This window comes from Bradyrhizobium sp. ARR65 (assembly GCF_000472385.1).
In the GTDB taxonomy this organism is placed as follows: Bacteria; Pseudomonadota; Alphaproteobacteria; order Rhizobiales; family Xanthobacteraceae; genus Bradyrhizobium.
Genome location: NZ_AWZU01000070.1, coordinates 1 through 26,604, shown reverse-complemented (window position 1 = coordinate 26,604; position 26,604 = coordinate 1). Strand labels below are relative to the sequence as shown.

The window sequence follows — 26,604 nt, the reverse complement described above, 5'->3', positions numbered from 1 at the left end:
AAAAAATTTGCGCGAAGCGCGCGTTGACCACAGGTACAGGCGGTGATCACACCGGCCTTCCCTGCGCGAGTGGTTTACGGCTTACTTCGTGCTCTTCCCGGTGAACCAGGCTTGATTGCCACCGTCGCCGTGCGGATCATCACGTCCGCAAGACTTGGCGCCTGCATGGGCGCGCCAGAACCACACGACTTCACCGTCCGNGATCATGCCGNTCGTCTGTCGGCATTCTCGCGTCCACCGCAGCCCGCCTCGCGTTCGTGACGATCGCGATGCGCCCCTCTGTCATCGAGGCGGGATGCGCGAACCATACGACTGATTCTAGCTTCGGAAAAACAGAAATATTTTTGCGCGGCCGGATTGACAGGAATTTTGGAAGCGTGCCGGCCGGACAAATCGGTCGTCCCGATAGGGGTTGAGGCGTCCCAGAAGCGGCGCCGATGATCCCGGATCATGCGCTAACCCGGCAGCTTCACCTTGAAGATCGTGAAGGGACCGGAACGTGGCCTGTTATTCTTGAACGCGACCTCCCAGAGATGGGAGTCGGCGATATAGAGATAGCCGCCGCTGATCGCGAAGCCGTCGGCCCAGGAAAGCTTGGAGGGATCGCTGACAAAGATGCTTGTGCGCAGCTTGTGGTCCGGTGCGAGCTTCATCGCCGCCACAGTGGCGTGCTCGAGATCGCCGCCATAAAGCGTGCCCTGCGAATCCATGATAAGCCCGCCGCTCAGCACCGAGCTGCCGAGATACTCGACCTTTCCGGCCAGTTCCGCATCCGAGAGCTTCTCGTCGCGCAACGCGGCTGTCGGCACGCGCCAATAATTGTGGTCGGTGAGTGGGCGGTAGTACAGCCATTCCGCATCCGGCGACAGGGCGATGCCGTCAGCCTGGATCGCGGCGACCGAGCCGTCCGGCCGCAGCGCCACCTCTTTGTCGATCATCAGGTGCTGTTTCGGATCGGCGAAGGTCGAGCGATCGCCCACCAGGACCTGTCGCGCCTTGCCGGTCTTGAGGTCGAGCACCACCAGGCTGCCTTTGTTGCCGGCATTGGTGAGATAGGCGTAGTCGTGAGCGACATCGATGCGGAGATCGTTCAGCGAGTCCTTCGGCGACACCACGCCCTTGAAATCATATTGTCGGATCACGCGGTTCGTCGACAGGTCGAACTCGACCAGTTTGGGCGGCAGTCGTTCTTGATCCACTTTCGTCAAGGACGAATCGAGCGCCCATAGATGATCGGCCCTATCAACCCAAAGCGCCTGAACCGAGATCCATTGCGAGGCGCCGTCTCCCTGCTCGTTGAAATTATTCCATGCCGCGTCGGGATAGGGAGTCACCGCGCCCGTGTTTGGATCGACCTCGACGATGCTGAAGCGAGAGCGGACCTGGGAAGCCGGCGCCGTCGCAAACACCCGGCCATTGGCTGAGACGCCGATCCCAACCAGGCGAAAATCGTCACCGAACGTCTTCACGGTTTGCAGCGGCGGACCGATTGTGCCGGCGCTCTCATGATGGGAGCTCTCCGCCGCGGCAGGCGCTGCCGCGAGCATTGTTGCGACCAAGAGAATTCCGAGCGGCGCGCGGCGCAATCTTGCTGTCATCGTCATGGCCAGCGGTTGTGGTGAGACCGGAGCCTGAATAATCGGCGTGGCACTCGGCTGGTTCCCTCACAATGGGATGATCGAGAGCTAGGGGCTGGGCGTGTGATTTGGTTCGCCATTCCGGGACGATGCGACAGCACCGAACCCGGGATCTCGCGCCACAACGTCTGGATTTTCGGGTTCGCTCGCGTTCGCGAGCGCCCCGGGATGACGTTCCTAGGCCGTCTACACTAGACCTCCAGCGTCACCGGCACATCGTCCGATGGTCGAGACCGCCGCCTCTGTACTCAACCAGCGCGCTTCAGGGAGACCTGATCTCTTGAAATTTGGAAATCGCCCGCTCGAACTTGCCGGTGAAGAGCCACATCGCATCCAAGATTTCGCGGAAGCTTGCAGACGTTCTTGCCCGCTCGGCGTGTCCAAGCGCGAAGATGCCGTTGTTGCGCAGATATCGCATGATCCTCGGGTCGGAAACCCTGTAGTCGAGCAAGCGGCCTGAGTTGAGCGCGGTTCGTGCCGGTGTGGGGATGATCTGGATGAGCTCAAAGAACTTCATCTGATCGATCGGGTTTGGCAGTGTCTTCGCGATTTCAGGTATTTGCAGAAAGAGTTCTGCGTGTGCGTTCATTAGGCCATCTCGCACGGCGGTCCAGTGGTTGAATCGACGATCCAGGCCGCCGGCACGTCGCTCTTCCTTTTCATCGCGCGCGATGAGCTGCGGATCAAAGGCCGCTATCGACGCCTTGATGGTTTCCCACTTTCTCCGGCCAATGCGATCTTCGGATGGCGCGGTCTGGAAACTGCCCTTGTAGGCATTGGAGCGCGCATTTCCGGCATTTTGAATCCCGCTCGTCTCGGCAAAGAACAGCCCCAGACTGATACGACCCGCGGCTTCGGCACTGGCCGTGTCGAGGCCTTTGGCGCGCGCAATGGCGACGCCCAGGTCGATCACGTCCTTGAACGGCGTCGCCGAGCTTTGCGCGTTGGCGGGCGGGGCCTCCATGATGTCGAAGAGTCTTCTGTACTCGTCGACCAGCGGTTCATTGTCGGCGTCAAAATATTGCGGGGGGATTCCGAATTTGTTGGGCCTGCCGATCCTTGATGGAAGCGCGTCCGTGAGGTCCTTGTACGTGCTCATCATGTCGATGCGCGCGAGGTAAAGCGCCTGTCCCGGCAGGTTGGGAAGCACCTGGTGCGAATCGATCTGGTGTCGTCGCTCGGCAAGGATTGATTTGAACTCGCTCAAGGCGTGCTCGTAGGCGTTGAGCGCATCCGCTTGTTTGCTCGAAAGCGCGCTCGGTTGAGCTATGGCAGAAGACACGACGCGCAAAGTGCTCGGTAGAGCAAGCAAGAGTCCGACCGCAAGGGCAACCCTGATTGCGATGGTATGTCTGTCTCTATCCATGACGGCACCTTCGCAGTGCGCAGAGCGGATTGGCGAAGCGTAATCCGCCGATAGCCGGCCTCTCTCTGGCCGTTAGCGCAACACCTGCTGCCTGTGGTTATGGACCCGGCTTTCGCCGGGGCGACGGCGAGCTCAAACCTCCAGCGTCACTGTCACCGGCACGTGGTCGGATGGACGGTCCCAGGCACGGGCGTCGCGCAGGATCTGGAAATCGCTCACCGTGTTCTTCAGCGCGCGCGAGACCCAGATGTGGTCGAGCCTGCGGCCGCGATCGCCGACGGTCCAGTCCGCGGCACGATAACTCCACCAGGTATAGACTTTTTCCGACAGCGGGATGCGCTCGCGCGCGACGTCGAACCATTGCCCGCGCTCTTGCGCGGCCAGCAGCTTCTCGCATTCGATCGGGGTGTGCGAGACCACCTTCAAGAGCTGCTTGTGCGACCACACGTCGTTCTCGTGCGGTGCGACATTGAGGTCGCCGACCAGGATGTGGCGGTCCTCGCCGCGGGGATGCAGCGGCTCGCAGGTCTTCATCTCGTCGAGGAATTTGAGCTTGTGGTCGAATTTCGGGTTTGCTTCCGGATCGGGGACGTCGCCGCCAGCGGGCACGTAGAAATTATGCAGCACCAGGGGCTTGGCAAACTGCGCTTTGTCGCCGAAGGCAACCGAGATGTGGCGCGAATCGATCTTGTCGCAGAACGTCCTGATATCGGTGGTCTCGAACGGCAGTTTCGAGATGATGGCAACGCCGTGATAGCCCTTTTGCCCGTTCAGCGCGATGTGCTCATAGCCCAGCCGCTTGAAGCGCTTGAGCGGAAAGGCGTCGTCGATGCACTTGGTTTCCTGCAGGCAGAGCACATCGGGCCGCGCCGACTTGATGAATTTCGCGACCAGATCGATGCGCAGCCGCACCGAGTTGATGTTCCAGGTTGTCAAGGAAAGACGCATGGGAGCAACTATTCCCGTCGCCGCGCTAAGGGCAAGCGACGAGGCAACTTAGCCAACATAATCCTCTGGATTGCAGGCCGCAACGCTTGGCGCGGAGCTGCCGGATTGGAGTGGCGCCAAAGGCGCGCCCGCTTCAAATCGAACCGAGCCCTTAAGTTGACCCGTCATCCTGAGGAGCTCGCCACCGGGTCAGCGCGAAGCGCGGCCCGATGACAGGCTCCGCGAGCCTCGAAGGATGAAGGGCCCCGCTGCGAGAGCCGCGGCCGTCGCCTTCGAGGCCGCCGCTTCGCGACGGCACCTCAGGGCGACGGTTCTAGACGGACCGGCTTCGAGCTAACCGATCAGGCTATCCCGGTGAGCCTGGATAGCGCGTGAAATCGATCTTGAATAGGCCGGGATCGATCTTCTTGGTGGTATCGAGGTTGTAGACCGCGACGGTGGTGTCGTAGCCCTGCGGATCGGTCACCGTCCACTGCTTGAGCTGGCCGTCCTTGGCGCCGACCATCAGCATCAGGCGGCTGGTGCCGACGAGGGCCTGTTTCTCCTCGATGGTGACGCTGATGAAGACGTCATCGGCGCTGACGTTCACGACATTGGTGTCCTTCATCAGGTCGATACGGTCCGACAAAAGAAAACGCAGCGGCGTCTGCGAGAGCGGATAGATGTCCTGGGTCGCGAGATTGCGGTCGCGCACTGCAAGCGAGGAGCCGTCGGCGATGATCTCGATCGGGGTCGGCGGATCATATTCGAAGCGGACCTTGCCCGGCTTCTGGATATAGAAGTCGCCCTTGGTCTTGGTACCGTCCGGACCGACCTGCACGAAATTGCCGACCAACGACTGCAGCGAGGAGAGATAGGCGCTGACCCTGGCGGCCTGCGCCTTCTGATTGGCATCGAAGGTCTGAAATATGCTGGTCGGCACGTTGCGGCGTGGATCCGGAATGATCGGTTCCGGCGGCGTTGGCTGCGCCGCGGCCGTCGTCACCGGACCCCGCGGCGCTTCGCTCAACTGAATGCTTCCGCGGTCCTTCGGGGACGGCTTCGGAATCGGAACGGTCTGCGCCGACAGCGGCGCCGCAAGCGCGATCAGTGAGGCCACGACCAATAGCGCCGCCGCGACAGCGGCGCCGCGAGAGACGAAGGATTTGGCCGATCGAAGTGCTGGATCTTTAAGCAACGCGTCGTCCTGTCTGGATTCGGGCCACTTTACCGTGGTTCGGCAGGCGGAGATATGGCTTTTCCGTGAAATATGGACTTCGTGTCGAAATTCCGTGCGCGCGGCAATTAGAAGCCGCCTTCTTCTTCCGGGACCAGAATTTCGCGTTTGCCGGCGTGGTTGGCCTGTCCCACGATGCCTTCGAGTTCCATCCGCTCCATGAGCGAGGCGGCGCGGTTATAGCCGATTTGCAGACGGCGCTGAATGTAGCTGGTGGAGGCCTTGCGGTCGCGTTTGACGATCGCCACGGCCTGCGCGAACAGATCGCCGCCGCCATCGCCACCCATGCCGGTCGCATCGAACACGGCGCCGTCTTCCTCGCTCGGCTCTTCCGCGGTGACGGCTTCGAGATATTCCGGCGCGCCCTGTGTCTTGAGGTAGCGCACCACTTTTTCGACCTCTTCGTCCGAACAGAACGGGCCGTGCACACGGCTGATGCGTCCACCGCCAGCCATGTAGAGCATGTCGCCCTGTCCGAGCAGTTGTTCGGCGCCCATCTCGCCCAGAATGGTGCGGCTGTCGATCTTGGACGTGACCTGGAAGGAGATGCGGGTCGGGAAATTCGCCTTGATGGTGCCGGTGATGACGTCGACCGACGGCCTTTGCGTGGCGAGGATCACGTGCAAGCCCGCCGCGCGTGCCATCTGCGCCAAGCGTTGCACCGCGCCTTCGATGTCCTTGCCCGCAACCATCATCAGGTCGGCCATTTCGTCGACGATGATGACGATATAGGGCAGGGGATCGAGATCGAGCTTTTCTTCCTCGTAGATCGCCTTGCCGGTCTCCTTGTCGAAGCCGGTATGCACAGTGCGTGTCAGCTCCTCGCCCTTGGAGCGGGCTTCCGCAAGGCGCGCGTTGTAACCGTCGATGTTGCGCACGCCCAGCTTGGCCATTCTCTTGTAGCGCTCTTCCATCTCGCGCACCGCCCATTTCAGCGCGACGACGGCTTTCTTGGGGTCGGTCACGACGGGAGTCAGAAGATGCGGAATGCCGTCATAGACCGACAGTTCGAGCATCTTGGGGTCGACCATGATCAGCCGGCACTGATCGGGGCGCAGCCGATAGAGCAGGCTGAGGATCATGGTGTTGATCGCAACCGATTTGCCGGAGCCGGTGGTGCCGGCGATCAACAGATGCGGCATGCGCGCGAGATCGACGATGATCGATTCGCCGCCGATGTTCTTGCCAAGGCAGAGCGGCAGTTTTGCAACCGATTCGTTGAACTCCTTGGCGACGAGCAGTTCGCGCAAGTAGACCTTTTCGCGATGCGCGTTCGGCAGCTCGATGCCGATGGCGTTGCGGCCGGGAACGACGGCGACGCGCGCGGAGAGCGCGCTCATCGAGCGCGCGATATCGTCGGCGAGGCCGATGACGCGCGAGGACTTAATGCCGGGCGCAGGCTCCAGTTCGTAAAGCGTTACCACCGGGCCGGGATTGGCCTTGACGATCTCGCCGCGGACGCCGAAGTCCTGCAGCACGCCTTCCAATGCGCGTGAATTTGCTTCCAGTTCGCTCTTGCTGAGCGGCTGGCGATCGGCTGCCCTCGGCGCAGCGAGCATCGAGACCGAGGGAAGATCGAATTTCTCGGAGGTTTTCCGCGCGGGCGTGCGGGGCGCAGGCTTCTTGCGGGGGCTGCGCGCGGCGGGTTCTTCTTCCTCTTCTTCCGCTTCCTCATCCACGTCGTCGTCGAAATCCTCTTCGGATTCCGGCGCCAAGGCCGGCGCCGTGCGCCCGCCGAGATTTGGCTCCTGGCGCTCAAAGGACAGGCGTGGCTGCGACGTGCTCGAAACCAGCGAACGATAGGCCTTGCCGAGCAGCCAGATCAGGCGCGCCTTCGCGCTCATCAACGCGTGGAAGATCCATCCCAGGGAGATCGAGCCGCGATCATCTTCCTCTTCCTCGAAAGGCGCATCTTCATCAACGATGGCCGCTTCATCCTCCTCGACCTCGCACGAGCCGAAGCCGCCGGCGAGGAGGAAACTCGCGGCCATGGCGAGGAAGAGAATGATCCCGAGCACGAAGCGATAGACGAAGCCGGGTGGCCCGAACACCACGGCCGGCGCGCGCACGAGCGCATCGCCGACGACGCCGCCGAGTCCGGTCGGCAGCGGCCAGGCGCCATTGTGCGGCCAGCAACTCGCAAAGCCGGCGGCGAGCGCGGTGGCGAGCACCCAGCAGCCGAAACGCAGCGCCTCGCGGTCGAAGGGCCGGTGATTCATCATCCGCCAGCCGCGCACCGCGAGCGGCAGGATCGCCATGATCGATCCGAGTCCCAAGATCTGCATCAACAGGTCGGCGCCGATCGCGCCGGGATAGCCCATCAAATTATGAATGGCGCGCGAGGTCGCGTGGCTCAGCGACGGATCCTGAACCGACCAGGTCATCAGCGCGGCGGCCGCCACGCCCGACAGGGCGATCAGCCCGAGGCCGGCGAGTTCGCGCAAGCGCCGCGCCAACGCCTCGCGAATCGAGTTCGGCAAGTGACCGACCAGCGGAATGACACGTTCGATCGCCGGCATCCTCATGCGCCCCTAGCGATTACTCCAAGGTCCCGACCAGCCGATGCAGCGCTTCGGCCGTCGACTCGCTGTCCGAGACCAGCGCCAGGCGGATGTAGCCTGCGCCGGGATTGAATCCATCCGCCTGCTGGCGCGCCAGATAGCTGCCGGGAATGACGCGCACGCCGGCGTCGCGATAGAGCCTGACGGTTACGGCTTCATCGCCGCCGCGATCGGACACGTCGAGCCAGACGCAGAAGCCGCCCGCAGGCCGCTTGTAGCCGTAGCGGCTGCCGAGGATCTGGTCGGCCAGATCGAATTTGATTCGATAGAGCCTGCGATTTTCCTCGACATGGGCCTCATCGCTATAGGCCGCCACGGCGACATGCTGCAGCGGCACCGGCACTTGCGGAGCCGCGACGTTGCGCAGCTCGTGGAACAGGCTGATGAATTGCTTGTCACCGGCGGCAAAGCCGACGCGCATGCCCGGCAGGTTCGAGCGCTTGGACAGCGACTGGAATACGACCACGCGGGCAAAGTCCGGTCCCGCGCATTCCAGCGCACTGCCCGGCGCCTCGCGGGTGTAGATTTCCGAATAGCACTCGTCGCTCAGGACCACGAAGCGATGCCGCTCGGCGAGCTGCCTCAGTCGCCTGAAGTAATCAGGCGAGGCGACCGACCCCTGCGGGTTGGCGGGGGAGGCGATGTAGATCGCGACCGTCCGCGCGAGCAGGGCCTCATCCAGCGAATCGAGGTCGGGCAGAAAACCGTTGGCGGGCGTGGTCGGCAGATAGACCAGCTCGCAACCGGCCGCGCGCGCACCCGCCCCATAGACGGGATAGAACGGGTTCGGCATCAGGATCGCAGGCTTGCCGCGGCGTTCACCGACATAGCGCGCTGCGGTGATGGCGGCGAAGAACAGGCCCTCGCGGCTGCCGTTGAGCACCAGGATTTCGCTCTCGGGATCGACCGGACGCGGCAGCTTGAAACGGGTGGAGAGCCAGGCGGCTGCCGCTTTACGGAACGGCTCGATGCCCTTGGCCAGCGGATAGCGGCCGAATTCGGCGATATGCCGGGCGAGCACATCGCCGACAAAGCCGGGCAGCGGGTGCTGCGGCTCGCCTAGGGACAGCGTAATCAAGGGCTTGCCCGGCTTGTACGGCGCCAGAAGTTCCGCCGTGCGCGCAAAGGGCGAGCGTTCGCTGTCCTGTTGGCCGGCGCCTTGCGGCGTGCGGGATGGAGCGGTCAGAGGCATACGTAAAGCGCCAGTACTCGAGACAAGACCGCCGATCACGTTGACGGGACCGGCCGGAAGCGGATCAGATCACCATAGATAGGGCGAGGTTAAGACGCGATTAACCATCGAAGCCAGCGGTGATTTTGGCGCCTCCATACTCCTAAAAACCACTTTCGGGGCGGCTGTGCCAGCCGGGATTTGACGTACAGCCTTCCCGGGTTCCGCTAGCGCTGCGGCAGCCGCTCGAAAGCCGGCATGCCTTCCGGGATGTGGTGAAACGCCTGCTTATCGATGGTGTAGATCGCCAGCTTCGGCGTTCCAAACAGCGCGGGATCATCGAGCGTGCCGACCTTGAGCACGACCATGGGCAGGCCGGGCACGCGTGTCACCAGATGGGTGCCGCAGGTCGGGCAGAATTCGCGCGTCACCGCGCGGGGGAGATCGCTGCGAGCGAACTGCTTGGGTTGGCTTTCGGTATAGCTGAAGCCGTCGGCCGGCATTGCCACGAAAATATTGGGCGCGCCGCCGCTGATGTACTGGCATTCGCGACAATGGCACTGTGCCTTCATCATTGCGTCACCTTCGGCGACGTAGCGCACTTCGCGACAATAGCATCCGCCTTCGAGCTTCATCGTGTCCTCCCCTTGCCGCCTTTTTCCGTTCTGACGGTTGCCGGGAGTTTGGCGGGCTTCGGCGCAAAAAGAAAGGGGCTCCAACTTGCGCTGGAGCCCCTCAACGGTCGGGGCATTGCCGGGTATGTGCCCAAACCGAAGTTGTGGGCGCGGCCGGTTACGCGGAGCCGCGCCCCGGGAGGATCACATGTTGTAAGCGCGTTCGCCGTGGTCGGTGATATCAAGGCCCTCGCGCTCCTGCTCGACCGAGGGACGCAGGCCGACGATGAGATCGACGATCTTGTAGAGGATCGCCGAACCGACGCCGGACCACACCAGCGTGGCCAGCACGGCCTTGCTCTGCGCGATCATCTGGGTGGCGAGGTCGTAAGTGCCGGCATTGTTGCCGGTGATGTTGGTGTAGTCGGTGATGCCGACGCCACCGAGCGCAGGATTGACCAGGATGCCGGTGCCCAGCGCGCCGACGATACCGCCGATGCAGTGCACGCCAAATACGTCAAGCGCGTCGTCATAGCCGAGCGAGTTCTTCACCGTGGAGACGAAGAACAGGCAGATCGGCGAGACGACGAGGCCCAGCACCAGCGCGCCGACCGGGCCGGCGAAGCCGGAGGCCGGGGTGACGGCGACGAGACCCGCCACCGCGCCGGAGCAGATGCCGAGCAGCGACGGCTTGCCCTTGACGATCCATTCGCTGAGCAGCCAGGACAGCGCCGCACCGGCGGTCGCAACCATGGTGTTGACGAAGGCCAGCGCGGTGGTGCCGTTGGCCTCGAGGTTCGAGCCGGCGTTGAAGCCGAACCAGCCGACCCACAGCAGCGAGGCGCCGATCATGGTCATGGTCAGCGAGTGCGGGGCCATCAGGTCCTTGCCGTAGCCCACGCGCTTGCCGATGATGAGCGCGCCGACCAGGCCTGCGATGCCGGCGTTGATGTGCACCACGGTGCCGCCGGCGAAGTCCAGCGCGCCAGCACCGGCGAGCCAGCCGACATTGCCGGTGACTTCGTCGAGCTTGGCCTGGGCTGCGGTCTTGGCCGCGGCGTCGGTCGCGGCGGCAAGGGCCTTGGCGGCGGCGGCGACATCATCCGGAGCGGCCACGTACCAGACCCAGTGCGCGATCGGGTAGTAGATGAAGGTCGACCACAAGAGGATGAACAGCATCACGGCCGAGAACTTGATGCGCTCGGCGAAGGCGCCAACGATCAGGGCCGGCGTAATCATCGCAAACGTCATCTGGAACACGAAGTAAGCGAGTTCCGGAATGACAACGCCGTTGGAGAAGGTTGCCGAGGTCGAGCTGGCGTCGATGCCGTGCATGAAGGCCTTGGTGAAGCCGCCGATATAGGGCGTCATGCCGCCGCCGTCGCCGAAGGCGAGCGAGTAGCCGTAGATCGTCCAGGTCACGCCGATCATGGAGACGATCGCAAACACCTGCGTCAGCACGGACGCCATGTTCTTGGTGCGGACCAGGCCGCCGTAGAACAGCGCGAGGCCGGGGATCGACATCATCAGGACGAGCGCGCTGGATGTGAGCATCCAGGCCACGTCGCCCTTGTTGGGAACAGGTGCGGCGGCCGCGGCAGGTGCCGCGTCTTCGGCGAACGCCGCATCGACGAAGCCCGCGACGCAGAGTGCAGCGATCGCGAGGGCTGCCCATCCCGCGCGGGTGGGACGCTTAAACGTCATTTTCAATTACTCCTGAGTGGTAAGGGTGAGCGCGAAATCAGAGGGCCGCCGCATCCGCCTCGCCGGTGCGGATACGAACCGCATGGTCGAGATTGATGACGAAGATCTTGCCGTCGCCGATCTGGCCGGTCTTCGCGGCCGATGTGATGGCATCGATGGTCTTGTCGACCTGGTCGGACGACACAGCCACCTCGATCTTGATTTTGGGCAGGAAACTCACGGCATATTCGGCGCCGCGATAGATTTCGGTATGACCCTTCTGGCGGCCATATCCCTTGACTTCAGTGACCGTGAGACCATGAACGCCAATGGCGGTCAGGGCGTCGCGGACTTCCTCGAGCTTGAATGGCTTAATAATCGCCATAACAATTTTCATGGGTCCTATCCCCGCTTGGGCCCGGTGTGGACGAGGCCGGGCGTTCTCGACTGAGGTTCACCACGCGGAGAATAATTCACAACGCGGGGGCACAGCCGCGACGGGAGGAATCAAATGCCGTGCCAGATCGACGGCATGCCCTAACGGATTATGAACGCGGGTCTTTTCACGCTTTGCGAGAACGGGCGCGACCTGTGCTATTTGGTCGCGCCTAAGGATTAATCAGTGTTGCTCAAATGGTGCGCACGCCAACGTCCCGACACAATCGTGCTCACGCGCGGGGCAGAAAGGCGCCTGTGGAACGGTAATGCGGCGCTGGATTTTCCAGTTGTTTACTGCAGCGCCTCGCCATGTTGCGAAATGTCGAGGCCCTCCAGCTCGTGTTCCCGCGACACCCGCAGCGGCACGAAAACACTGACCAGTTTGAGGATCACGTAGGTGACGCCGGAACACCAGGTCAAGGTGACCGCGACCCCGTAGAACTGAACCAGCAATTGCTCTGCATGACCCTCGATCACACCGGATACCCCACCGATCGAGGCGGTCGCAAAGACGCCGGCAAGCAAGGTGCCGGTCAGGCCGCCGATGCCGTGCACGCCGAACACGTCGAGCGAATCGTCGTATTTGAAACGTTGCTTGAGCCAGGTGCAGGCCCAGTAGCAGACCGCACCCGCGATCACGCCGATGATGACCCCATGCCAGGGCGCCACAAAGCCGGACGCCGGGGTGATCGTCCCGAGACCTGCGACCGCGCCGGAAATCATGCCCAGCACCGACGGCTTGCGGCGGCTCGACCATTCGATCGCGCCCCAGGTCAGGGCGCCGGCGCACGCGGCTAGATGGGTGGCGATGATCGCCATCACCGCGCGCGAGTCCGCCGCTAGCGCCGAGCCGCCGTTGAACCCGAACCAGCCGACCCACAGCAGGCCGGTGCCTATCACCGCGAGCGACAGGTCAAACGGCGACAGATTCTCGTAGCCATAGCCGTGGCGCTGGCCCAGTACCCTGGCGGCGACCAGACCGCTGGCGCCCGCGGATAGATGCACCACCAGGCCGCCGGCAAAATCCACAACGCCCATGCTGGCGAGAAAGCCGCCGCCCCAGATCCAATGCGCAAGCGGGACATAGACCAGCACGAACCAGGCGATCGAAAACAGCAGATAGGCGGAAAACCGCATGCGGTCGGCCACCGAGCCCGCCACCAGCGCCACCGTGATGATCGCAAACGTCATCTGGTACAGCATGAACAGAGCTTCGGGGATCGTCTTGGCGGCAGGATGCACACTGTCCATGCTCATGCCGGCGAGGAAAATGCGATCGAGCGAGCCGAGCCATGGGCCGTCTCCGGTGAACACCAGCGAATAGCCGAACGCCGCCCACAGGATCGAAATGATCATCACCGCGGCGAGGCTCTGCGCCATGGTCGCCAGCACATTCTTCTTGCGCACCATGCCGGAATAGAACAGCGCGAGCCCCGGGATGGTCATCATCAGCACCAGCGCGGTGGCGACGATCATCCACGCCGTATCGGCGCCATCGACGCTTGACGTCGCCGCAAAGGCCGGCGTCGACGCGCAGGTGATCGTTGCAAGTCCGATGAGCGCAGCGCAGCGCGCTCCGCGAAGCAGTAGTGCCCCCATTGTCATGTTCCCGGCATGATGGCGCGGCCGCAGTCGGTGCCGGTCGCGCGGCTAAAGAGAATCAAGGTCAGAGCGCGTCGCTGTCGGTTTCACCGGTGCGGATGCGCAGCGCGTGATCGATGGGTGTGACGAAGATCTTGCCGTCGCCGATCTGACCGGTGCGCGCATGCGTCGTGATCACCTCGATCGCCCTGTCCGCGATGTCTGAAGCAACGGCGATTTCGATTCGCAGCTTCGGCAGGAAATTCACGACATATTCGGCGCCACGATAGATCTCGGTATGGCCCTTCTGCCGGCCATAGCCCTTCACTTCCGTCACCGTCATGCCGTGCACGCCGATCGCCGTCAGGGCCTGGCGCACTTCGTCAAGCTTGAACGGTTTGATGACGGCGACGATGAGTTTCATGATCGGGGCCCCCGGGGGTTCGGCGGCTCGGTCGGTCAACGGCCGACCCGCCGCGCTCTGGCATCTTTATGGGCAAATGGCACAAAAAAGCTGCAAGGTTAAGAGGCCCGTTCGGGACCTGTTCGAAAATTAACCCTGTGCAGGCCGAGACGACTCCGTCTGAAGAGTACCAGTGAGCGTGAATGTTCGCCGGCACAACCAAACGGGGAGAGGTGGACCAGGGAAGGGCCTGCTGTTCCCGCCGCACGGAGCTCCGGTTCAACGACGCTCGCGGACCGAGCCTTCCTGGGCGACGGAGGCGACCAGCGTGCCGTCAGGCTTGAAGATCAGCCCGCGCGTGAGACCCCGCCCGCTTTGGGCGCTGGGCGAATCCTGGGCGTAAAGCAGCCATTCGTCGGCGCGGAACGGACGGTGAAACCACATCGCGTGATCGAGGCTTGCCGGCATCATCCGCCTGTCGAACAGCGTCCGGCCGTAGCGCGCCATCACCGCGTCGAGCAGCGAAAAATCCGAGGCATAGGCGAGCGCGCACATGTGCAGGGCCGGATCGTCCGGCAGCTTTGCCGCGGTCCTGATCCAGATATGAATACGGCCGTCCTCGATTTTCTGGCCAAAATAGCGGCCGATCTCGACAGGGCGCAATTCGATCGGACGATCGGATTCGTAATAGCGGCGGATGAATTCCGGCATTTCGGGAAACATCGGCTGCTTGGACAGTTCCTCGGCGGTGAGCTTTTCCGGTCCCGGCACGTCGGGCATCTTGTCATGGTGGTCGAAAGACCCCTCCTCCTCGGCGTGAAACGACACCATGATGGAGAAGATGGCATTGCCGTGCTGGATGGCGGTGACGCGCCGCGTCGAATAGCTCTTGCCGTCACGCAGCCGTTCGACCTGATAGATGATCGGCACCTGCGGATCGCCGGGCAGGATGAAATAACAATGCAACGAATGCGGCAGCCGGCCCTCCACGGTGCGGCACGCCGCCACCATCGCCTGTCCGATCACCTGGCCGCCGAACACCCGTTGCCAGCTCGTCTTCGGGCTGTTGCCGCGGAACAGGTTCACCTCGATCGGTTCGAGGTCGAGAATGGCAAGCAGGTCGATCAGGCTCTTGGACATTTGCGTGCTTTCGGGTTCTTGGGGACGTCATTCCGGGCTCGACGCTGTCGCATCGCCCCGGAATGACGGTGCCGGAGACATTCGGGCCCTTGTTTCGCCCATCTGTTTCGCCCAGCTATAATCCGGTAGCAAGGGTGGGAGGCGGGTGAGTTCATGTCGGCACAAGGAAGTATTGTCATCGGCGGAGGCGCATTTGCGGGACTGGCGCTGGCGCTTGGCTTACGTCAGGGCCTGGGCGCCGATATCCCCGTCATTGTGGCCGACCCCGCGCTGGCGTCCCGGCCGAGCCGGGATCCCCGTGCCACGGCCATTGTTGCCGCCTGCCGGAGGCTGTTCGCCACCATCGGGGTCTGGGAGGACGTCGCCGCCGAGGCACAGCCGATCCTCGACATGGTGATCACGGACTCCAAGCTGCACGATGCGACGCGGCCGGTATTCCTGACCTTCGCCGGTCATGTCGAACCGGGCGAGCCGTTCGCCCACATGATCGAGAACCGCTATTTGATCGACGCGCTGGTCAAGCGTGCCGAAGAAAGCGGCGTCGACCTCAGGGCGACCGCCGTCACCGACTACGACGCGCGCAGTGACGGCATCGATGTGCGATTGGCCGATGGCAGCACCGTCGCGGCGAGCCTTTTGGTCGGCGCCGACGGCGCCCGCTCGAAGTTGCGCGAGCGTGCCGGCATTCCCACCCATGGTTGGGATTATGATCAATCCGGCATCGTCGTGACCGTCGGCCATGAGCGCGATCATGGCGGCCGGGCCGAAGAACACTTCCTGCCCGCCGGCCCCTTTGCGATCCTGCCGCTCAAAGGCAAGCGCTCCTCCCTGGTCTGGACCGAGAAACGCACCGAGGCTGCCCGGATCGTTGCCCTCGATGGCGACGCGTTTCTACAGGAGCTTGAGCAGCGGTTCGGTCTGCATCTCGGCGAAATCAAGCCGCTGGACAAGCCGCGTGCCTTCCCCCTGTCCTATTTCGTCGCGCGCTCCTTCATCGCCGAACGCCTGGCGCTGATCGGCGACGCCGCTCATGTGATTCACCCGATCGCGGGGCAAGGGCTCAACATGGGCCTGAAGGATGTCGCAGCCTTGGCCGAAGTGGTGGTCGATGCGGCGCGGCTTGGCATCGATATCGGTCAGGCCGACGTGCTCGAGCGCTATCAGCGCTGGCGGCGTTTCGACACCATGGCCATGGGCGTCGCCACCAACTCGCTCAACTTCCTGTTCTCGAACAAATCCACCCTGCTGCGCACGGTGCGCGACATCGGGCTGGGTTTCGTCGATCGCGCGCCGCCCTTGAAAAACCTGTTCATCCGTCAAGCGGCGGGGCTCACCGGCGAAGTGCCGCGGCTGCTGAGGGGCGAGGCGTTGTAGCGTGGGGCACCCGTCATTCCGGGGCGCTTGCGAAGCAAGCCAACCCGGAATCTCGCGCCACAGCCTCTGGATTCCGCACTTCGCTCGCGTTTCGCGAGCGCCCCGGAATGACATCCCTAAATCAACGCACGCCGTTCTCCGAGATAAACGCCGCGACCTCTTCGATCATCGTGGCATCGAGCGGCCGCTCCGGCTGATTATAGGCGGCGAGATCGTCGGCGTCGTTGTCGACGTCGACCAGCACGTGATTCATCTCTGGCACCCACAGGGTCTTCGCTGTCGAGGCGGCGGTGCTCAAGGCCAAGAAGTCGAGCCGGGCTACCTGGCGATCGCGGCCGCCTCCGACGATCAGCATCGGTGCCTGCACCTTCTTCAGCGGCGCGATGGGATCTTCCGTGAAGGCCGAGGCAATGCCAGGCTGCAAAGCGGGCGGGATGGAAAGGCCCGGCGGCAAGGGATCGACGATTTGGCCCGCCATGATCGCGTCGATCGCTTTTGCGATCGGTCCATACGTCTCGGGCGGAAGCTTCTTCTCGAACTGCGCCTTGAGCAGATCACCCTGCTTTCGCGCGGCGGTCGCGAGCAATACGAGGCGATCGATGGGCTGCTTTTGCGCCGCGAGGATGGCGACCAGACCGCCTTCACTGTGTCCAACCAGCACAACGCGCGAGAACTTGCCGCTGGCGTGGAGATAGCTCACGAGGGCCGCTGCATCCTCCACGTAGTCCTTGAAGCGAAAATCCTCCGGCTTTCCGAACTCTGGCTTCCATGTCCCGGCCCCGCGCTTGTCATAGCGGAGCGTCGCGATATTGCGTGCGATCAGTTGCTCGGACAGTTTCTTCAGCGTCGCCGGCTTCATCTGCGGCCCGTTGCCGTCGTGATCGGTTGATCCCGAGCCCGCGATCAACAGCGCGACCGGTGGCCGCTCGACGCCTGCGGGCGTCGTCAACACGGCGTCGATGGCGCCGACCGTGATCTTGCTCTCCTCGGCCGACGCGGCCGCGGTGAGTGCGAAAAGCAGAAGGCCGATCGCGGCCAGAACGGCGCGCATCGATCGCCTACTCGATCTTCCGCGCCTCTTCCGGCAGCATGATCGGAATGCCGTCGCGTATAGGATAGGCGAGCTTGGCCGAGCGGGAGATCAGCTCCTGCTTCGCCGCGTCATATTCCAGGGGGCCCTTGGTCACCGGGCACACCAGGATTTCAAGCAGTTTGGGATCGACCGTGTTTTCAGGACGTTCCGGCGGCGTCATTCGCGTGCTCCAGCTAGCGATTCGCTTTTAGCATAGCCGTGCCTTGCATGTCGTCGGCCTGTGCCAAGGCCATCCGTATCAGCTCATGCAGCACGGCGTCTTGTTTGGCTCTCGGCAGCGGCTTGTCGGACAGCGCATAGCCGACGAAGGCCCAATAGAGAATTTGCGCGCGCGCCTGCGCAGTCTCGGCCGGCAATCCGGTTCCGCGCAGCAGGCCTTCCACGTATTCCAGCCGCCGCCGATCAATCGCCTGCACAGCGGCGCGAGCTCGGGAATCGAAGGTCGCCCAGCTCCGCACCGCTTTTTCCAGCATCAGCCGACCCGAGAAGCTTCGCCGCAGCAACCGTGACAGCGGACTCTCGCCCGCCTCGCCCGTCTCCAGGTCGGCGATGACCCGCTCGGCGGCCACTTCCCGCCAATGATCCAGCACCGCGGCGTGATAGGCGTTCAAATCGGCGAAGTGCCAGTAAAAGCTGCCGCGCGACACGCCCAACGCCTTGGCCAGCGGCTCGGCCTTCAGTGCCGGGAAACCGTTTGCCGCGAGCGCCTTGAGGCCCGCTTCGAGCCAGTCGGTGGCGGAAAGTTGATCAGCCATGATGCCGCGACCATACACTGCTGTATTGACAGGCGCCAGAGCGAGGCGCATAAACCATACAGCGCTGTATGGAAGCGGAGGCTTCGATGCGTGATCTCCTGCTGCAATCTTCAGGGCTGCTCGCCATCGTGGCGGCCCTCATCCATGGCGTGCTCGGAGAGACCAAGGTGTTCGCCCGCGCCACCATCGAGCCAAAGCGCGTGCGCACCTTGATCCGCGCGGTATGGCAAGCCGGCACCGTCGCCTGGGTCGGCGGCGGTGTGCTGCTGATTGCTGCGTCGTGGATGGAATCGGACCAGGCGCGGCATTGGATCGTCGTGACTTTCGTTGTCGTGTACGCCTTCGCCGCGCTGGGCAATGCCTGGGCATTGAGAGGCAGGCATTTCGGCTGGATCGCCATGAGCGCCGTGGTGGCGCTCGCGCTTGCGGGTTACTGAGTGCGCGAGCAGGCCCCGCGTGCGGTGTCAGGGTGCGGCGATTTGAGAGAAAGACTTAGAATCGTTCCAGTTTAGAACGAGTCTTTTTGGCCGCAGGTGCCGCAAGCCTTTAGCTGGTGCCGTCGAAAAGGGGCAGGCGGCGGAATCATTGGCATGCGCAGAGCGATCGAAGTTGAACGGCATGCCATCCTGGCGATCCACGTTGTCCTTCTGCTTTGTCTCGGCGGCATTGCGCGCGCCGACGAGGCGAACGACTGGCTCGAGATCGAGACCAAATACATCTTCGGCTTCACCACGGGCTCGGGCATCGGCATCGAGGGCGAGAAGGAATTCACCATCGACAGTATCGGCCGGTTCGGCAAGCGCGACGGTCATTACGCAGCCACCGAGACCAAATACGAATACGAATTCACGCCCTCCCAGTTCGTGCAGATCGAATTCGGCGCGCTCGGCTCGACCCACAACATCGGTGGCGTCACCGATCTCGATAACCGCAACGCCGCCGCCTTCGCCGGCGGCTTCGCCGAGTTCCGCTATCTCGCGGTCGAGCGCACCTCCAGCAACCCGCTCTCGGTGACGCTCGCTTTCGAGCCCAATGTGCGCCTTATCGACGAGACCAGCGGCGAGCACGTGCACAATTACGAGTTCGAGACCACCGTCAATGCCGATCTCGAACTGCTGCGCAACCGCCTCTATGCGGGCTTCGATCTCTTGTACGAGCCGGAGGTGACATGGACGGCCACGGGCGATACCGTTCGCGAAGCAACCCTCGGCGGCTCGGCAGCGCTTTCGCTTCGCATTGTTCCCAATGTGCTGGTGGGCGGCGAGGTCTGGTATCTACGCCATTATGACAGTCCGACTCTGTCGGCCTTCACCGGCGACGCCGTGATGCTGGGGCCGACGCTCTATGTGCAGTTCACGCCGAAAATGTTCATGGTTGCGGCCTGGAACAGCCAGGTCTGGGGCCGCGAGGCCGGCAATTCGCTGGCGCTCAACCTGTCCGAATTCCAGCGCCATCGCGCCCGCCTGAAATTCGCCTGGGAATTCTGATCTTGCTCGCATTGAAGGGTCGATGATGTCGCACGCCAAGCCGATACCGATACGCCTGAGCCTTGCCGGCGCCTGCGCGCTGGCACTGCTGTCCGCGGCTCCGACACGCGCGGAGCAGGCGGTGGAGGTTCAGCTCACCTATGCCAACGGTGCCTTTCAGCCGAACGAGGTTCGCGCGCCGGCGGACAGGTCCGTGGTGTTCCGCGTCAGGAATCTCGACGGGAAGGCGATGGAGTTCGAAAGCAAATCGCTGCGGGTGGAGAAAGTGGTCGCCGCAAAAAGCGAAGGCATCATCAATGTGCGGGCGCTCAAACCGGGGCGCTATGAGTTCTACGACGACTTCAACGAAAAAGCGCGCGGTGCGCTGAATGTGCAATAGGAAGCCAAGGTGCTGGCTGCGCTGATCATCGTGTTCCGTGAGGTGTTCGAGGCCGGCCTCATCGTCGGCATCGTGCTTGCGGTCACAGCCTCGGTGCCGCATCGCGGCCGCTGGATTGGCGGCGGCGTGCTGGCGGGCGTCGTGGCCGCGTGCCTGGTCGCGGCCTTCGCCGGGGTGTTGTCGCAACTCTTCGAAGGCATGGGGCAAGAGGTCTTTAACGCCGCGATCCTTGGCGTGGCCGTGGTGATGCTGACCTGGCACAATGTCTGGATGGCGCGGCACGGCAGGGCGATCGCGGGCGAAATGCGCGCGATCGGAAAGGCGGTCGCCGAAGGGAGCAAGTCGCTGTTGGCGCTTTCCGTCGTCGTTGGTGTCGCCGTGCTGCGCGAGGGCAGCGAGGTCGCGCTGTTTCTGTATGGCGTGGCGGCGTCCGACGGCAGCTCGGCCTTGACGCTCACGCTTGGCGGTTGCCTCGGCCTGGTGCTCGGCGCCGGCGTTTGCCTGCTCACCTATTTGGGCCTGGTGCGCATCCCGCCGCGCGCGTTGTTCGGGACCACGACGGTGCTGATCACCCTGCTCGCAGCCGGCATGGCGGCGCAGGCGATTGCCTTCCTGGAGCGAGCGAACTGGCTGACCTCGCTGGACACGGTGGTGTGGGACTCGGGCTGGCTGCTGTCGGACCAGAGCATCCCTGGACGCGCCTTGCACACGCTGATCGGCTACACCGATCAGCCGACCGAAATGCAGCTCTGGGTGTATCTGGCCGTGATCGCGGTCACGGGTCTGCTGATGCTGATGACGGCACAGGAGCGCGGTGCCCACGCCGTTGCGGCGAGGTGAAGTGGGATTGTGCCCGTCATCCTGAGGTGCTCGCTCCGCTCGCACCTCTCAGGATGACGGTTCACGCTCAAGCGCCAGGATCAACCCAAGTTTACTGCAGCGGCGGGTCGCCGCTGGTGCGCTTCTTGGCCAGATCGATCTGGGTGACCGCGATCAGGATCTCGGCGCGGGTCTTCAAGTCGGGCGCTTCCAGCATCGCCTGCTTTTCGGCGGCTCCATAGGGCGACATCATCGCCAGCGCATTGACCAGCGCCTCGTTGGGCGCACTCTCGATGCCCTCCCAATCGACGCTGAGATTGTTCGCCTTCAGGAAATCCGCGAGCACGGCGAGCAGCGCCTCGCGGTCGACCGCCTCCTCGCCCTTGCGGGCCGTGAAATCGTCGAGATACGGGAAATAGTCCACCTTGCATTGCCGGTAAGGCGTCAGCACTTGCATTTCTTCGACGACCTTGAACCGTGAGATGCCGGTCAATTCGAGGATATAGCGGCCATCGCCGGTCTCGGCGAGCTGAGTGATGCGGCCGACGCAGCCGATGCGAAACAGCGCGGGGTTCTCTTCATTGGTCGAGTGAGTAACGTCGGGCTGAATCATGCCGATCAGCCGATGGCTATCGCGGAAGGCATCGTCCACCATCGCTAGGTAGCGCTGCTCAAAGATGTTCAGGGGCATCTGTCCGCGCGGCAACAAGAGCGCGCCCGCCAGCGGAAACACTGGAATCACCTCAGGCAGATCGCCGGGCCCGCGATATTCGGCGTTGATCGGCATCAAGTCCCCGTCTTCCGAAGTTCGCACATCCCTGGCAGCGCCCCTGATACGAACTTCGGGAACGAAGGGGCGCTAGCTCAAAGAATCCACCGCGGCCCCGGCGGTTGAGGGTTTACGAAAACAGGATCGTCGACAGACGCTTGCGTCCCTCAATCGTGGCCTCATCGGCACCACCCCAGGCTTCGAAGAATTGCACGAGCTGCTTGCGGGCGGCATCGTCATTCCATTTGCGGTCGCGCTTGACGATCTCCAGCAACTGGTCGGTGGCTTCGGCGCGCTTGCCCGCCGCGTTGAGAGCGGTGGCAAGATCAAAGCGCGCCTGATGATCCAACGGATTTGCGGCGACTTTCTGTTCCAGTTCGTGGACCGGGCCAAGTGAGGAGGCCTGCTCGGCAAGATCGATCGCGGCCTGCACGGCCTTCACCGCGGCGTCGTTGCGCTTGGACTCCGGTACCATGGCCAGCGTCTGCTTGGCCTTTTCGACCGCGCCGGTCGCCACATAGCACTTCGCAAGGCCGGCGAGCGCCGGAATGTTGGTCGAATCATGCGCCAGCACCTCGGCGTAGACTTGCGCGGCGGCGGCGACATCGCCCTCCGCGAAAGCCGCGTCCGCGTCTTTCAGAATCTCCGCAAGATCGGGCTCGCCTGCCGCACGCACGCCGCGCGTCAGCTTCTCGATAAAGGCGTTGACCTGGCTTTCCGGGAGCGCGCCCATGAAACCGTCGGCCGGCTGTCCGCCGACAAAGGCGATCACGGCCGGGATCGACTGGATCCCCATCTGGCCCGGAATGGCCGGATGCTCGTCGATGTTCATCTTCACCAGCTTGACCTTGCCCTTGGCGGCGCGAACCGCCTTTTCAAGAACAGGCGTAAGCTGGCGGCAGGGACCGCACCACGGCGCCCAGAAGTCGATCAGCACCGGCTGACGCCTGGATTCCTCGATGACGTCCTTCACGAAGCTCTGGGTCGTGGTCTCCTTGATCAGATCGGGCGCGGCCGTCGCGCCGCCCTGCTCTACTATGGTCACGGGATCCTCGTCCGCTGTCTGAAAGGGCCCTTCTAGCACGGCCCGCGTGGTGGTCTTACGAGTTCTGTTCAGCTAGATGGCGGTCTGGCGACAAATTTCAATCGGTTCGGGCTCTTGCCGGCGGTACTTGAGATTGGGGCGGGCAGCGCCTCCCAGCCGAATGGCGCGAATCGCGGTGGGCAAGCTTGAGGGCAAATTTGCCGGCCTCCGCGGCAGGGAAACGCGAATTTGGAGCCCGCTTGGGAGAATTTGGACCGATTTGCCGGCGACCAGCCGATTTTTGCGGGTTCCAGGCCTGCCGCAGGCATTGCATTCGCCGGCGGCATTTGGCATAGGTCTGCCGTTGTCGGCGCCCACGGGCGACCGCCAATGCTTAGAGGACGCGGGTGTAGCTCAGTGGTAGAGCACGACCTTGCCAAGGTCGGGGTCGTGGGTTCGAGCCCCATCGCCCGCTCCAATTTTTTCTTCAACTCCGCTGATCCTTAAGGGTGCGATCGTGACCGACACCCGCGCCCAGGCCCAGCCTATCATCGAATATCCCGTTGAGTTTTCGCCACCCAACATCGGGCGCTGGCGCGACGGCACGACAGGCGTTCCTTTCGTTCACAGTTTCGCAGGCGCGCGGCCCGGTCCTCATCTTCTGATCACGGCTTTGGTTCATGGCAATGAACCGGCCGGCGCGGTGGCGCTCGATCGCTTGCTGTCGCAAGGTCTTAATCCCTCGCGCGGGCGCCTCACGCTCGCTTTCGCGAATGTCGATGCCTATGCGCGTTTCGATCCTTCCGCGCCCCGGGCCAGCCGCTGGGTCGAAGAAGACATGAACCGGATCTGGTCGTCAGACATTCTGGATGCGTCGCCGCGCAGCGCCGATGTCGCGCGGGCCGTCGCGTTGCGGCCGTTTGTCGAGCAGGCGGATTATCTGCTCGACCTGCACACCACCCAGCATCCGAATGAACCCCTGGTGCTTGCCGGCCCGCATCAACGCAGTCGCGAGCTCGCACGCAAGGTTGGCGTTGCCGATCTCGTCGTGGTGGACCGCGGCCACGCGCAAGGGCCACGCATGCGCGATTACGGCGGCTTCGGTGATCCCTGCTCCGCCAAGACCGCGCTCTTGATTGAATGCGGTCAGCACTGGGCGGCATCAAGCGGCGAGGTTGCCTACGCAGCCTGCATCCGCATGCTGCAGCGCCTCGACATGGCGCCCCCAGCCTTCGAGGCACCGACCGTCTCCTTGCCTGATGAGCCAAGCCGCTTCATCGAGATCACGATGCCGGTGACCATCAAGCACGAATTCGTCTTCGCGCTTCCCTTGCGCGGCGGCGAAATCATTCCGCGTGCCGGCACCGTGATCGGCCATGATGGCGGCGAGCCCGTCGTAACCCCGCATGACGATTGTTTTGTGCTGATGCCGTCGCAGCGCCTGTGGGCAGGTCTGACGGCGGTCCGTTTGGGGCGTCTGATTCCTGCCTCCTGAGGCGCTGCGTTGCCTAGCAATGCGGCATGAGCGTCGAGCACGGCGAATGCGACGGAGCCGCAGCATACCAAAGTCTCTGCGCAAGGCCGCAGTGCGAAATGTCTTCTCAACTCTCGCCGCCTCAATCGCACAATGTCGTGTACGCTTCTCAGCCGTCCTAGATGTGCTAACATTTTTCCGTCTGATCACACGGCAGACGCCAAGTTCGTTTCTCGAAACGTTCTCAAAATAAGACGACAGACGCGGCCGCCAGGCCGCATAGGGGAGTAGTGACGTGATGAAGCCGGCTTTCCACCACACCGTTCTTGCGCTCGCAGCAATCGGTCTGATTGCGGGCGCGAGTTTCGCCAAAGCGCAACAACAACAGCAGCAGAGCCGCGGGCTGAAGCACTACGAATCCGGCACTAAGGAATTCTGGACGCATCCGCCGGACGACTGGTTTCTGGGCGACGAGACTGAAGCGCAGAAGGGCTTGGCGCCGCCATCAGGTCCGCCAACTGGCGCGTCGGAGGAGGAGCTTGCGGCGTTGATCAAGAAGATCAAGCTGCCGCCCGGATTCAAGATCGAAGTGTGGGCGCCCGGCGTGCTGGCGGCACGGCAAATGGCCTGGGGCGACAAGGGTACGCTCTTCGTCGGCTCCTTCGGGCTCGGCAACGTCTACGCGATCACCGACAATGGCGGAAAGCGCGAGGTCAAGACCGTCCTTAAAGGTCTGAACATGCCGACCGGCGTCGCCTTCAAGAATGGCGCGCTCTATGTGATCGCAGTCGACAAGCTGATCAAATATGAGAATGCCGAGGCCAATCTCGATCATCTCGGCGAGGGCAAGGTGGTGTATGACGACATGCCCTCCTACGCCGCACATGGCTGGAAATATATCGCGGTCGACAAGGACGGCTGGTTCTATATTCCGTTCGGCCCTCCCTTCAACATCGGCATTCCCCCGACCAGCGTCTCGCAGATCCGCCGCGTCGATCCGGCGAGCGGCAATGCGGAAATCTGGGCGCTCGGCGTGCGCAACAGCGTCGGCGGCGACGTCGATCCGCGCACCGGCAAATACTGGTTCACGGAAAACGCGCGCGACTGGATCAGCGACGACCTGCCCTCCGACAAGCTGAACATGATCTCCAGGATCGGCGAGCATTTCGGCTATCCCTATTGCCACCAGGGCGATCTGCCGGATCCGAAATTCGCGATGGGTCACAAGTGCTCGGAGTTCGTACCGCCCGTGCTCAAGCTGGGCGCGCATGTGGCTCCGCTCGGCATGAAGTTCTACACGGGCAGCCAATTCCCGGCCGAATACAAGAACTCGATCCTGATCGCCGAGCACGGCTCCTGGAACCGGCATAAATACCAGGGCGCACGCATCGTTCGCGTCACCGCCGATCCCGACGGAAAAAATGCCAAGCAGGAAGTGTTCGCGTCCGGCTGGCTCGAAGGCGACCAGGGCTATCTCGGCCGGCCCGACGATATCATCCTGGCCAAGGACGGCTCGATCCTCGTCTCCGATGACTGGGCCGGTGCGATCTACCGCATCAGCTACAGTAAATAGGAAGGTTTGACGAACGAGAGGCTGCGGTTGCCCCAAGAGGCGCCGCAGCCTCTCTCTTTGTGATCTCTTGTGATGCCGAAGCCGCGTCGCACGAATTAAGAAACGTTTTGCGCTTTGCGGGTCGCCAGCGCGTTCGAAAAGCACGCAAGGAGAAAACAGGATGCGAAACGGATTGCTGGGGTTGCTCGCCGTCACGATGATCGGCGCCTCGTCAGCCTATGCCGCTGACATCGCGGCCGGCAAGGAGAAGGCCGAGCTCTGCGCCGGCTGCCACGGCGCGAACGGCATTTCGGAGACTGAAAACATCCCCTCGCTCGCGGGCCAGCCCGATCAGTTCATTCAGTGGCAGCTTGTCTTTTTTCGTTCCGGCGCACGCAAGAACGAGCAAATGCAGCCGATCGTCGAGCAGCTCAGCAATGAGGATATCCGCAATCTCGGCGCCTATTTTGCCTCGCTGACGCCGCCGAAAGCACAGGCCGACGATAATCCGGATCTGTCGCAGAAGGGCGCGCAGGCTGCGGTCGGCCGGCGCTGTGCCTCCTGCCACGCCGATAATTTCGCAGGCACCAAGGCGGTGGCGCGCATTGCCGGCCAACGCGAGGAATATCTCGTCAAGGCGCTGCAGGACTTCAAGTCCGGCAAGCGATCCGGCGGCGGCGTCGCGGCCATGGCCGATGTCGCCTATCCCTTAAGCCAAGAGGAAATCGAGGCGCTCGCGCATTATCTGGCGCATTTCTCGGGCAGCTAGAGCGGTTGCCGAGCTAAGCGAATCGGACGGTGCGCGCGCTCCGCCGTCATTGCTGTGCATGTTCACTAATTCGCTGATCGAATCCAGCCCAGCAGGGGGGATTCGATGCGCGACAACAGCTTCGACCGGACGATTGAACGGAATTACATTCAGAAGTGGCGGTTCTTGATCGCAGAATATGAGGAAGTGAAAGCGGGGCGATCGGCGACATTCCGCCGGGTCGGGGATTTCTACCGCCACCACGGCACGTGCTCGCAGACCTTCCGGAAGTACTATAACCGGTATCTGCGCAGCGGCGCGGAGGCCGACCTGCTGCCGCAGCGCCGTGGACCAAAATGGCGCGAACGCCGC

General features: G+C 63.1%; 26 protein-coding genes and 1 tRNA gene. 10 read left to right on the top strand and 17 right to left on the bottom strand.

The window, feature by feature from the left end; all coding sequences use genetic code 11:
* Positions 1-455 precede the first annotated feature (455 nt).
* The 12 genes from F758_RS0139490 to tesB form a co-directional block, all read right to left on the bottom strand.
* Positions 456-1,598 carry an L-dopachrome tautomerase-related protein gene (locus tag F758_RS0139490; RefSeq protein WP_198026679.1) on the bottom strand — a complete coding sequence of 381 codons (1,143 nt, stop codon included), beginning with the start codon at positions 1,596-1,598 and terminating at the stop codon, positions 456-458.
* Positions 1,599-1,899: 301 nt separating this feature from the next.
* Complete coding sequence (locus F758_RS0139485) at positions 1,900-3,003, bottom strand: hypothetical protein (protein WP_024512985.1); 1,104 nt, start codon at positions 3,001-3,003, stop codon at positions 1,900-1,902.
* 132 nt (positions 3,004-3,135) lie between these two features.
* Positions 3,136-3,951, bottom strand: coding sequence for an exodeoxyribonuclease III (locus F758_RS0139480; protein ID WP_024512984.1), 816 nt, complete (start codon positions 3,949-3,951; stop codon positions 3,136-3,138).
* Between the two features lie 346 nt (positions 3,952-4,297).
* Complete coding sequence (locus F758_RS0139475; RefSeq protein ID WP_024512983.1) at positions 4,298-5,128, bottom strand: outer membrane lipoprotein carrier protein LolA; 831 nt, start codon at positions 5,126-5,128, stop codon at positions 4,298-4,300.
* Positions 5,129-5,235: 107 nt separating this feature from the next.
* The gene (locus tag F758_RS0139470; RefSeq protein WP_024512982.1) at positions 5,236-7,692 is read right to left on the bottom strand and encodes a DNA translocase FtsK; all 2,457 of its coding nucleotides are present in this window, start codon (positions 7,690-7,692) and stop codon (positions 5,236-5,238) included.
* Positions 7,693-7,705: 13 nt separating this feature from the next.
* Entirely contained in the window at positions 7,706-8,920 is a 1,215-nt protein-coding gene (locus F758_RS0139465) for an aminotransferase class I/II-fold pyridoxal phosphate-dependent enzyme (RefSeq protein ID WP_024512981.1), read from the bottom strand.
* A 206-nt stretch (positions 8,921-9,126) separates the two neighbouring features.
* Positions 9,127-9,534 carry a GFA family protein gene (locus tag F758_RS0139460; protein ID WP_024512980.1) on the bottom strand — a complete coding sequence of 136 codons (408 nt, stop codon included), beginning with the start codon at positions 9,532-9,534 and terminating at the stop codon, positions 9,127-9,129.
* A 183-nt stretch (positions 9,535-9,717) separates the two neighbouring features.
* Complete coding sequence (locus F758_RS0139455) at positions 9,718-11,217, bottom strand: ammonium transporter (RefSeq protein WP_024512979.1); 1,500 nt, start codon at positions 11,215-11,217, stop codon at positions 9,718-9,720.
* 37 nt (positions 11,218-11,254) lie between these two features.
* A complete protein-coding gene (locus F758_RS0139450) occupies positions 11,255-11,593 on the bottom strand; it encodes a P-II family nitrogen regulator (protein WP_024512978.1) in 339 nt (112 codons plus the stop codon).
* A gap of 332 nt (positions 11,594-11,925) precedes the next feature.
* The gene (locus F758_RS0139445) at positions 11,926-13,233 is read right to left on the bottom strand and encodes an ammonium transporter (RefSeq protein ID WP_024512977.1); all 1,308 of its coding nucleotides are present in this window, start codon (positions 13,231-13,233) and stop codon (positions 11,926-11,928) included.
* Between the two features lie 67 nt (positions 13,234-13,300).
* Positions 13,301-13,639, bottom strand: coding sequence for a P-II family nitrogen regulator (locus tag F758_RS0139440; RefSeq protein WP_024512976.1), 339 nt, complete (start codon positions 13,637-13,639; stop codon positions 13,301-13,303).
* A gap of 258 nt (positions 13,640-13,897) precedes the next feature.
* On the bottom strand, positions 13,898-14,758 hold the full coding sequence (tesB, locus tag F758_RS0139435) for an acyl-CoA thioesterase II (RefSeq protein WP_024512975.1): 861 nt from the start codon (positions 14,756-14,758) through the stop codon (positions 13,898-13,900).
* 153 nt (positions 14,759-14,911) lie between these two features.
* Here tesB and F758_RS0139430 point away from each other — a divergent pair, with 153 nt between their 5' ends.
* Positions 14,912-16,132, top strand: coding sequence for a ubiquinone biosynthesis hydroxylase (locus F758_RS0139430; protein ID WP_024512974.1), 1,221 nt, complete (start codon positions 14,912-14,914; stop codon positions 16,130-16,132).
* Between the two features lie 121 nt (positions 16,133-16,253).
* Here F758_RS0139430 and F758_RS0139425 read toward each other — a convergent pair whose 3' ends face one another.
* From F758_RS0139425 to F758_RS0139415, 3 genes are read right to left on the bottom strand one after another with little or no spacing between them, the layout of a single operon-like run.
* Complete coding sequence (locus F758_RS0139425; protein ID WP_024512973.1) at positions 16,254-17,183, bottom strand: alpha/beta hydrolase; 930 nt, start codon at positions 17,181-17,183, stop codon at positions 16,254-16,256.
* A 7-nt stretch (positions 17,184-17,190) separates the two neighbouring features.
* Complete coding sequence (locus tag F758_RS0139420; RefSeq protein ID WP_024512972.1) at positions 17,191-17,385, bottom strand: Trm112 family protein; 195 nt, start codon at positions 17,383-17,385, stop codon at positions 17,191-17,193.
* 13 nt (positions 17,386-17,398) lie between these two features.
* Complete coding sequence (locus tag F758_RS0139415; RefSeq protein WP_024512971.1) at positions 17,399-17,980, bottom strand: TetR/AcrR family transcriptional regulator; 582 nt, start codon at positions 17,978-17,980, stop codon at positions 17,399-17,401.
* A gap of 86 nt (positions 17,981-18,066) precedes the next feature.
* Here F758_RS0139415 and F758_RS0139410 point away from each other — a divergent pair, with 86 nt between their 5' ends.
* The 4 genes from F758_RS0139410 (at position 18,067) to F758_RS0139395 (ending at position 20,686) form a co-directional block, all read left to right on the top strand.
* On the top strand, positions 18,067-18,417 hold the full coding sequence (locus tag F758_RS0139410) for a hypothetical protein (RefSeq protein ID WP_024512970.1): 351 nt from the start codon (positions 18,067-18,069) through the stop codon (positions 18,415-18,417).
* Positions 18,418-18,570: 153 nt separating this feature from the next.
* Positions 18,571-19,467 (top strand): DUF6662 family protein, encoded by an 897-nt coding sequence (locus tag F758_RS0139405; protein ID WP_024512969.1) that lies wholly within the window; start codon positions 18,571-18,573, stop codon positions 19,465-19,467.
* Between the two features lie 22 nt (positions 19,468-19,489).
* On the top strand, positions 19,490-19,846 hold the full coding sequence (locus tag F758_RS0139400; protein WP_245286725.1) for a cupredoxin domain-containing protein: 357 nt from the start codon (positions 19,490-19,492) through the stop codon (positions 19,844-19,846).
* A 9-nt stretch (positions 19,847-19,855) separates the two neighbouring features.
* Positions 19,856-20,686, top strand: a complete 831-nt coding sequence (locus F758_RS0139395; protein WP_024512967.1) for an FTR1 family iron permease — start codon at positions 19,856-19,858, stop codon at positions 20,684-20,686.
* Between the two features lie 91 nt (positions 20,687-20,777).
* On the opposite strand, the gene F758_RS0139390 is transcribed toward F758_RS0139395, so the two are convergent.
* Both F758_RS0139390 and trxA read right to left on the bottom strand, forming a co-directional pair.
* The gene (locus F758_RS0139390; RefSeq protein WP_024512966.1) at positions 20,778-21,452 is read right to left on the bottom strand and encodes an LON peptidase substrate-binding domain-containing protein; all 675 of its coding nucleotides are present in this window, start codon (positions 21,450-21,452) and stop codon (positions 20,778-20,780) included.
* 112 nt (positions 21,453-21,564) lie between these two features.
* Positions 21,565-22,479, bottom strand: coding sequence for a thioredoxin (trxA, locus tag F758_RS0139385; protein ID WP_024512965.1), 915 nt, complete (start codon positions 22,477-22,479; stop codon positions 21,565-21,567).
* Between the two features lie 382 nt (positions 22,480-22,861).
* Between trxA and F758_RS0139375 the strand changes: the two genes are divergently transcribed.
* The 5 genes from F758_RS0139375 to F758_RS45695 form a co-directional block, all read left to right on the top strand.
* Positions 22,862-22,936, top strand: a tRNA-Gly gene (locus tag F758_RS0139375).
* Positions 22,937-22,975: 39 nt separating this feature from the next.
* Entirely contained in the window at positions 22,976-23,953 is a 978-nt protein-coding gene (locus tag F758_RS0139370) for a M14 family metallopeptidase (RefSeq protein ID WP_024512963.1), read from the top strand.
* A gap of 277 nt (positions 23,954-24,230) precedes the next feature.
* Positions 24,231-25,505: a PQQ-dependent sugar dehydrogenase gene (locus F758_RS0139365; RefSeq protein WP_024512962.1), complete on the top strand. Its 1,275-nt coding sequence runs from the start codon at positions 24,231-24,233 to the stop codon at positions 25,503-25,505.
* A 160-nt stretch (positions 25,506-25,665) separates the two neighbouring features.
* Positions 25,666-26,253, top strand: a complete 588-nt coding sequence (locus tag F758_RS0139360) for a c-type cytochrome (RefSeq protein ID WP_024512961.1) — start codon at positions 25,666-25,668, stop codon at positions 26,251-26,253.
* A 105-nt stretch (positions 26,254-26,358) separates the two neighbouring features.
* Positions 26,359-26,604: hypothetical protein (locus tag F758_RS45695; RefSeq protein ID WP_024510605.1), on the top strand; the 246-nt coding region annotated here is incomplete at its 3' end.

Coding starts and splice junctions, on each gene's coding strand:
- F758_RS0139425 (WP_024512973.1), bottom strand. CDS start 17,183: ATGCGCGCCGTTCTGGCCGCGATCGGCCTTCTGCTTTTCGCACTCACC.
- F758_RS0139445 (WP_024512977.1), bottom strand. CDS start 13,233: ATGGGGGCACTACTGCTTCGCGGAGCGCGCTGCGCTGCGCTCATCGGA.
- F758_RS0139485 (WP_024512985.1), bottom strand. CDS start 3,003: ATGGATAGAGACAGACATACCATCGCAATCAGGGTTGCCCTTGCGGTC.
- F758_RS0139390 (WP_024512966.1), bottom strand. CDS start 21,452: ATGCCGATCAACGCCGAATATCGCGGGCCCGGCGATCTGCCTGAGGTG.
- tesB (WP_024512975.1), bottom strand. CDS start 14,758: ATGTCCAAGAGCCTGATCGACCTGCTTGCCATTCTCGACCTCGAACCG.
- F758_RS0139360 (WP_024512961.1), top strand. CDS start 25,666: ATGCGAAACGGATTGCTGGGGTTGCTCGCCGTCACGATGATCGGCGCC.
- F758_RS0139410 (WP_024512970.1), top strand. CDS start 18,067: ATGCGTGATCTCCTGCTGCAATCTTCAGGGCTGCTCGCCATCGTGGCG.
- F758_RS0139440 (WP_024512976.1), bottom strand. CDS start 13,639: ATGAAACTCATCGTCGCCGTCATCAAACCGTTCAAGCTTGACGAAGTG.
- F758_RS0139450 (WP_024512978.1), bottom strand. CDS start 11,593: ATGAAAATTGTTATGGCGATTATTAAGCCATTCAAGCTCGAGGAAGTC.
- F758_RS0139415 (WP_024512971.1), bottom strand. CDS start 17,980: ATGGCTGATCAACTTTCCGCCACCGACTGGCTCGAAGCGGGCCTCAAG.
- F758_RS0139400 (WP_245286725.1), top strand. CDS start 19,490: ATGATGTCGCACGCCAAGCCGATACCGATACGCCTGAGCCTTGCCGGC.
- F758_RS0139490 (WP_198026679.1), bottom strand. CDS start 1,598: ATGACAGCAAGATTGCGCCGCGCGCCGCTCGGAATTCTCTTGGTCGCA.
- F758_RS0139365 (WP_024512962.1), top strand. CDS start 24,231: ATGAAGCCGGCTTTCCACCACACCGTTCTTGCGCTCGCAGCAATCGGT.
- F758_RS0139420 (WP_024512972.1), bottom strand. CDS start 17,385: ATGACGCCGCCGGAACGTCCTGAAAACACGGTCGATCCCAAACTGCTT.
- F758_RS0139460 (WP_024512980.1), bottom strand. CDS start 9,534: ATGAAGCTCGAAGGCGGATGCTATTGTCGCGAAGTGCGCTACGTCGCC.
- F758_RS0139480 (WP_024512984.1), bottom strand. CDS start 3,951: ATGCGTCTTTCCTTGACAACCTGGAACATCAACTCGGTGCGGCTGCGC.
- F758_RS0139465 (WP_024512981.1), bottom strand. CDS start 8,920: ATGCCTCTGACCGCTCCATCCCGCACGCCGCAAGGCGCCGGCCAACAG.
- F758_RS0139405 (WP_024512969.1), top strand. CDS start 18,571: ATGCGCAGAGCGATCGAAGTTGAACGGCATGCCATCCTGGCGATCCAC.
- F758_RS0139470 (WP_024512982.1), bottom strand. CDS start 7,692: ATGAGGATGCCGGCGATCGAACGTGTCATTCCGCTGGTCGGTCACTTG.
- F758_RS0139430 (WP_024512974.1), top strand. CDS start 14,912: ATGTCGGCACAAGGAAGTATTGTCATCGGCGGAGGCGCATTTGCGGGA.
- F758_RS0139455 (WP_024512979.1), bottom strand. CDS start 11,217: ATGACGTTTAAGCGTCCCACCCGCGCGGGATGGGCAGCCCTCGCGATC.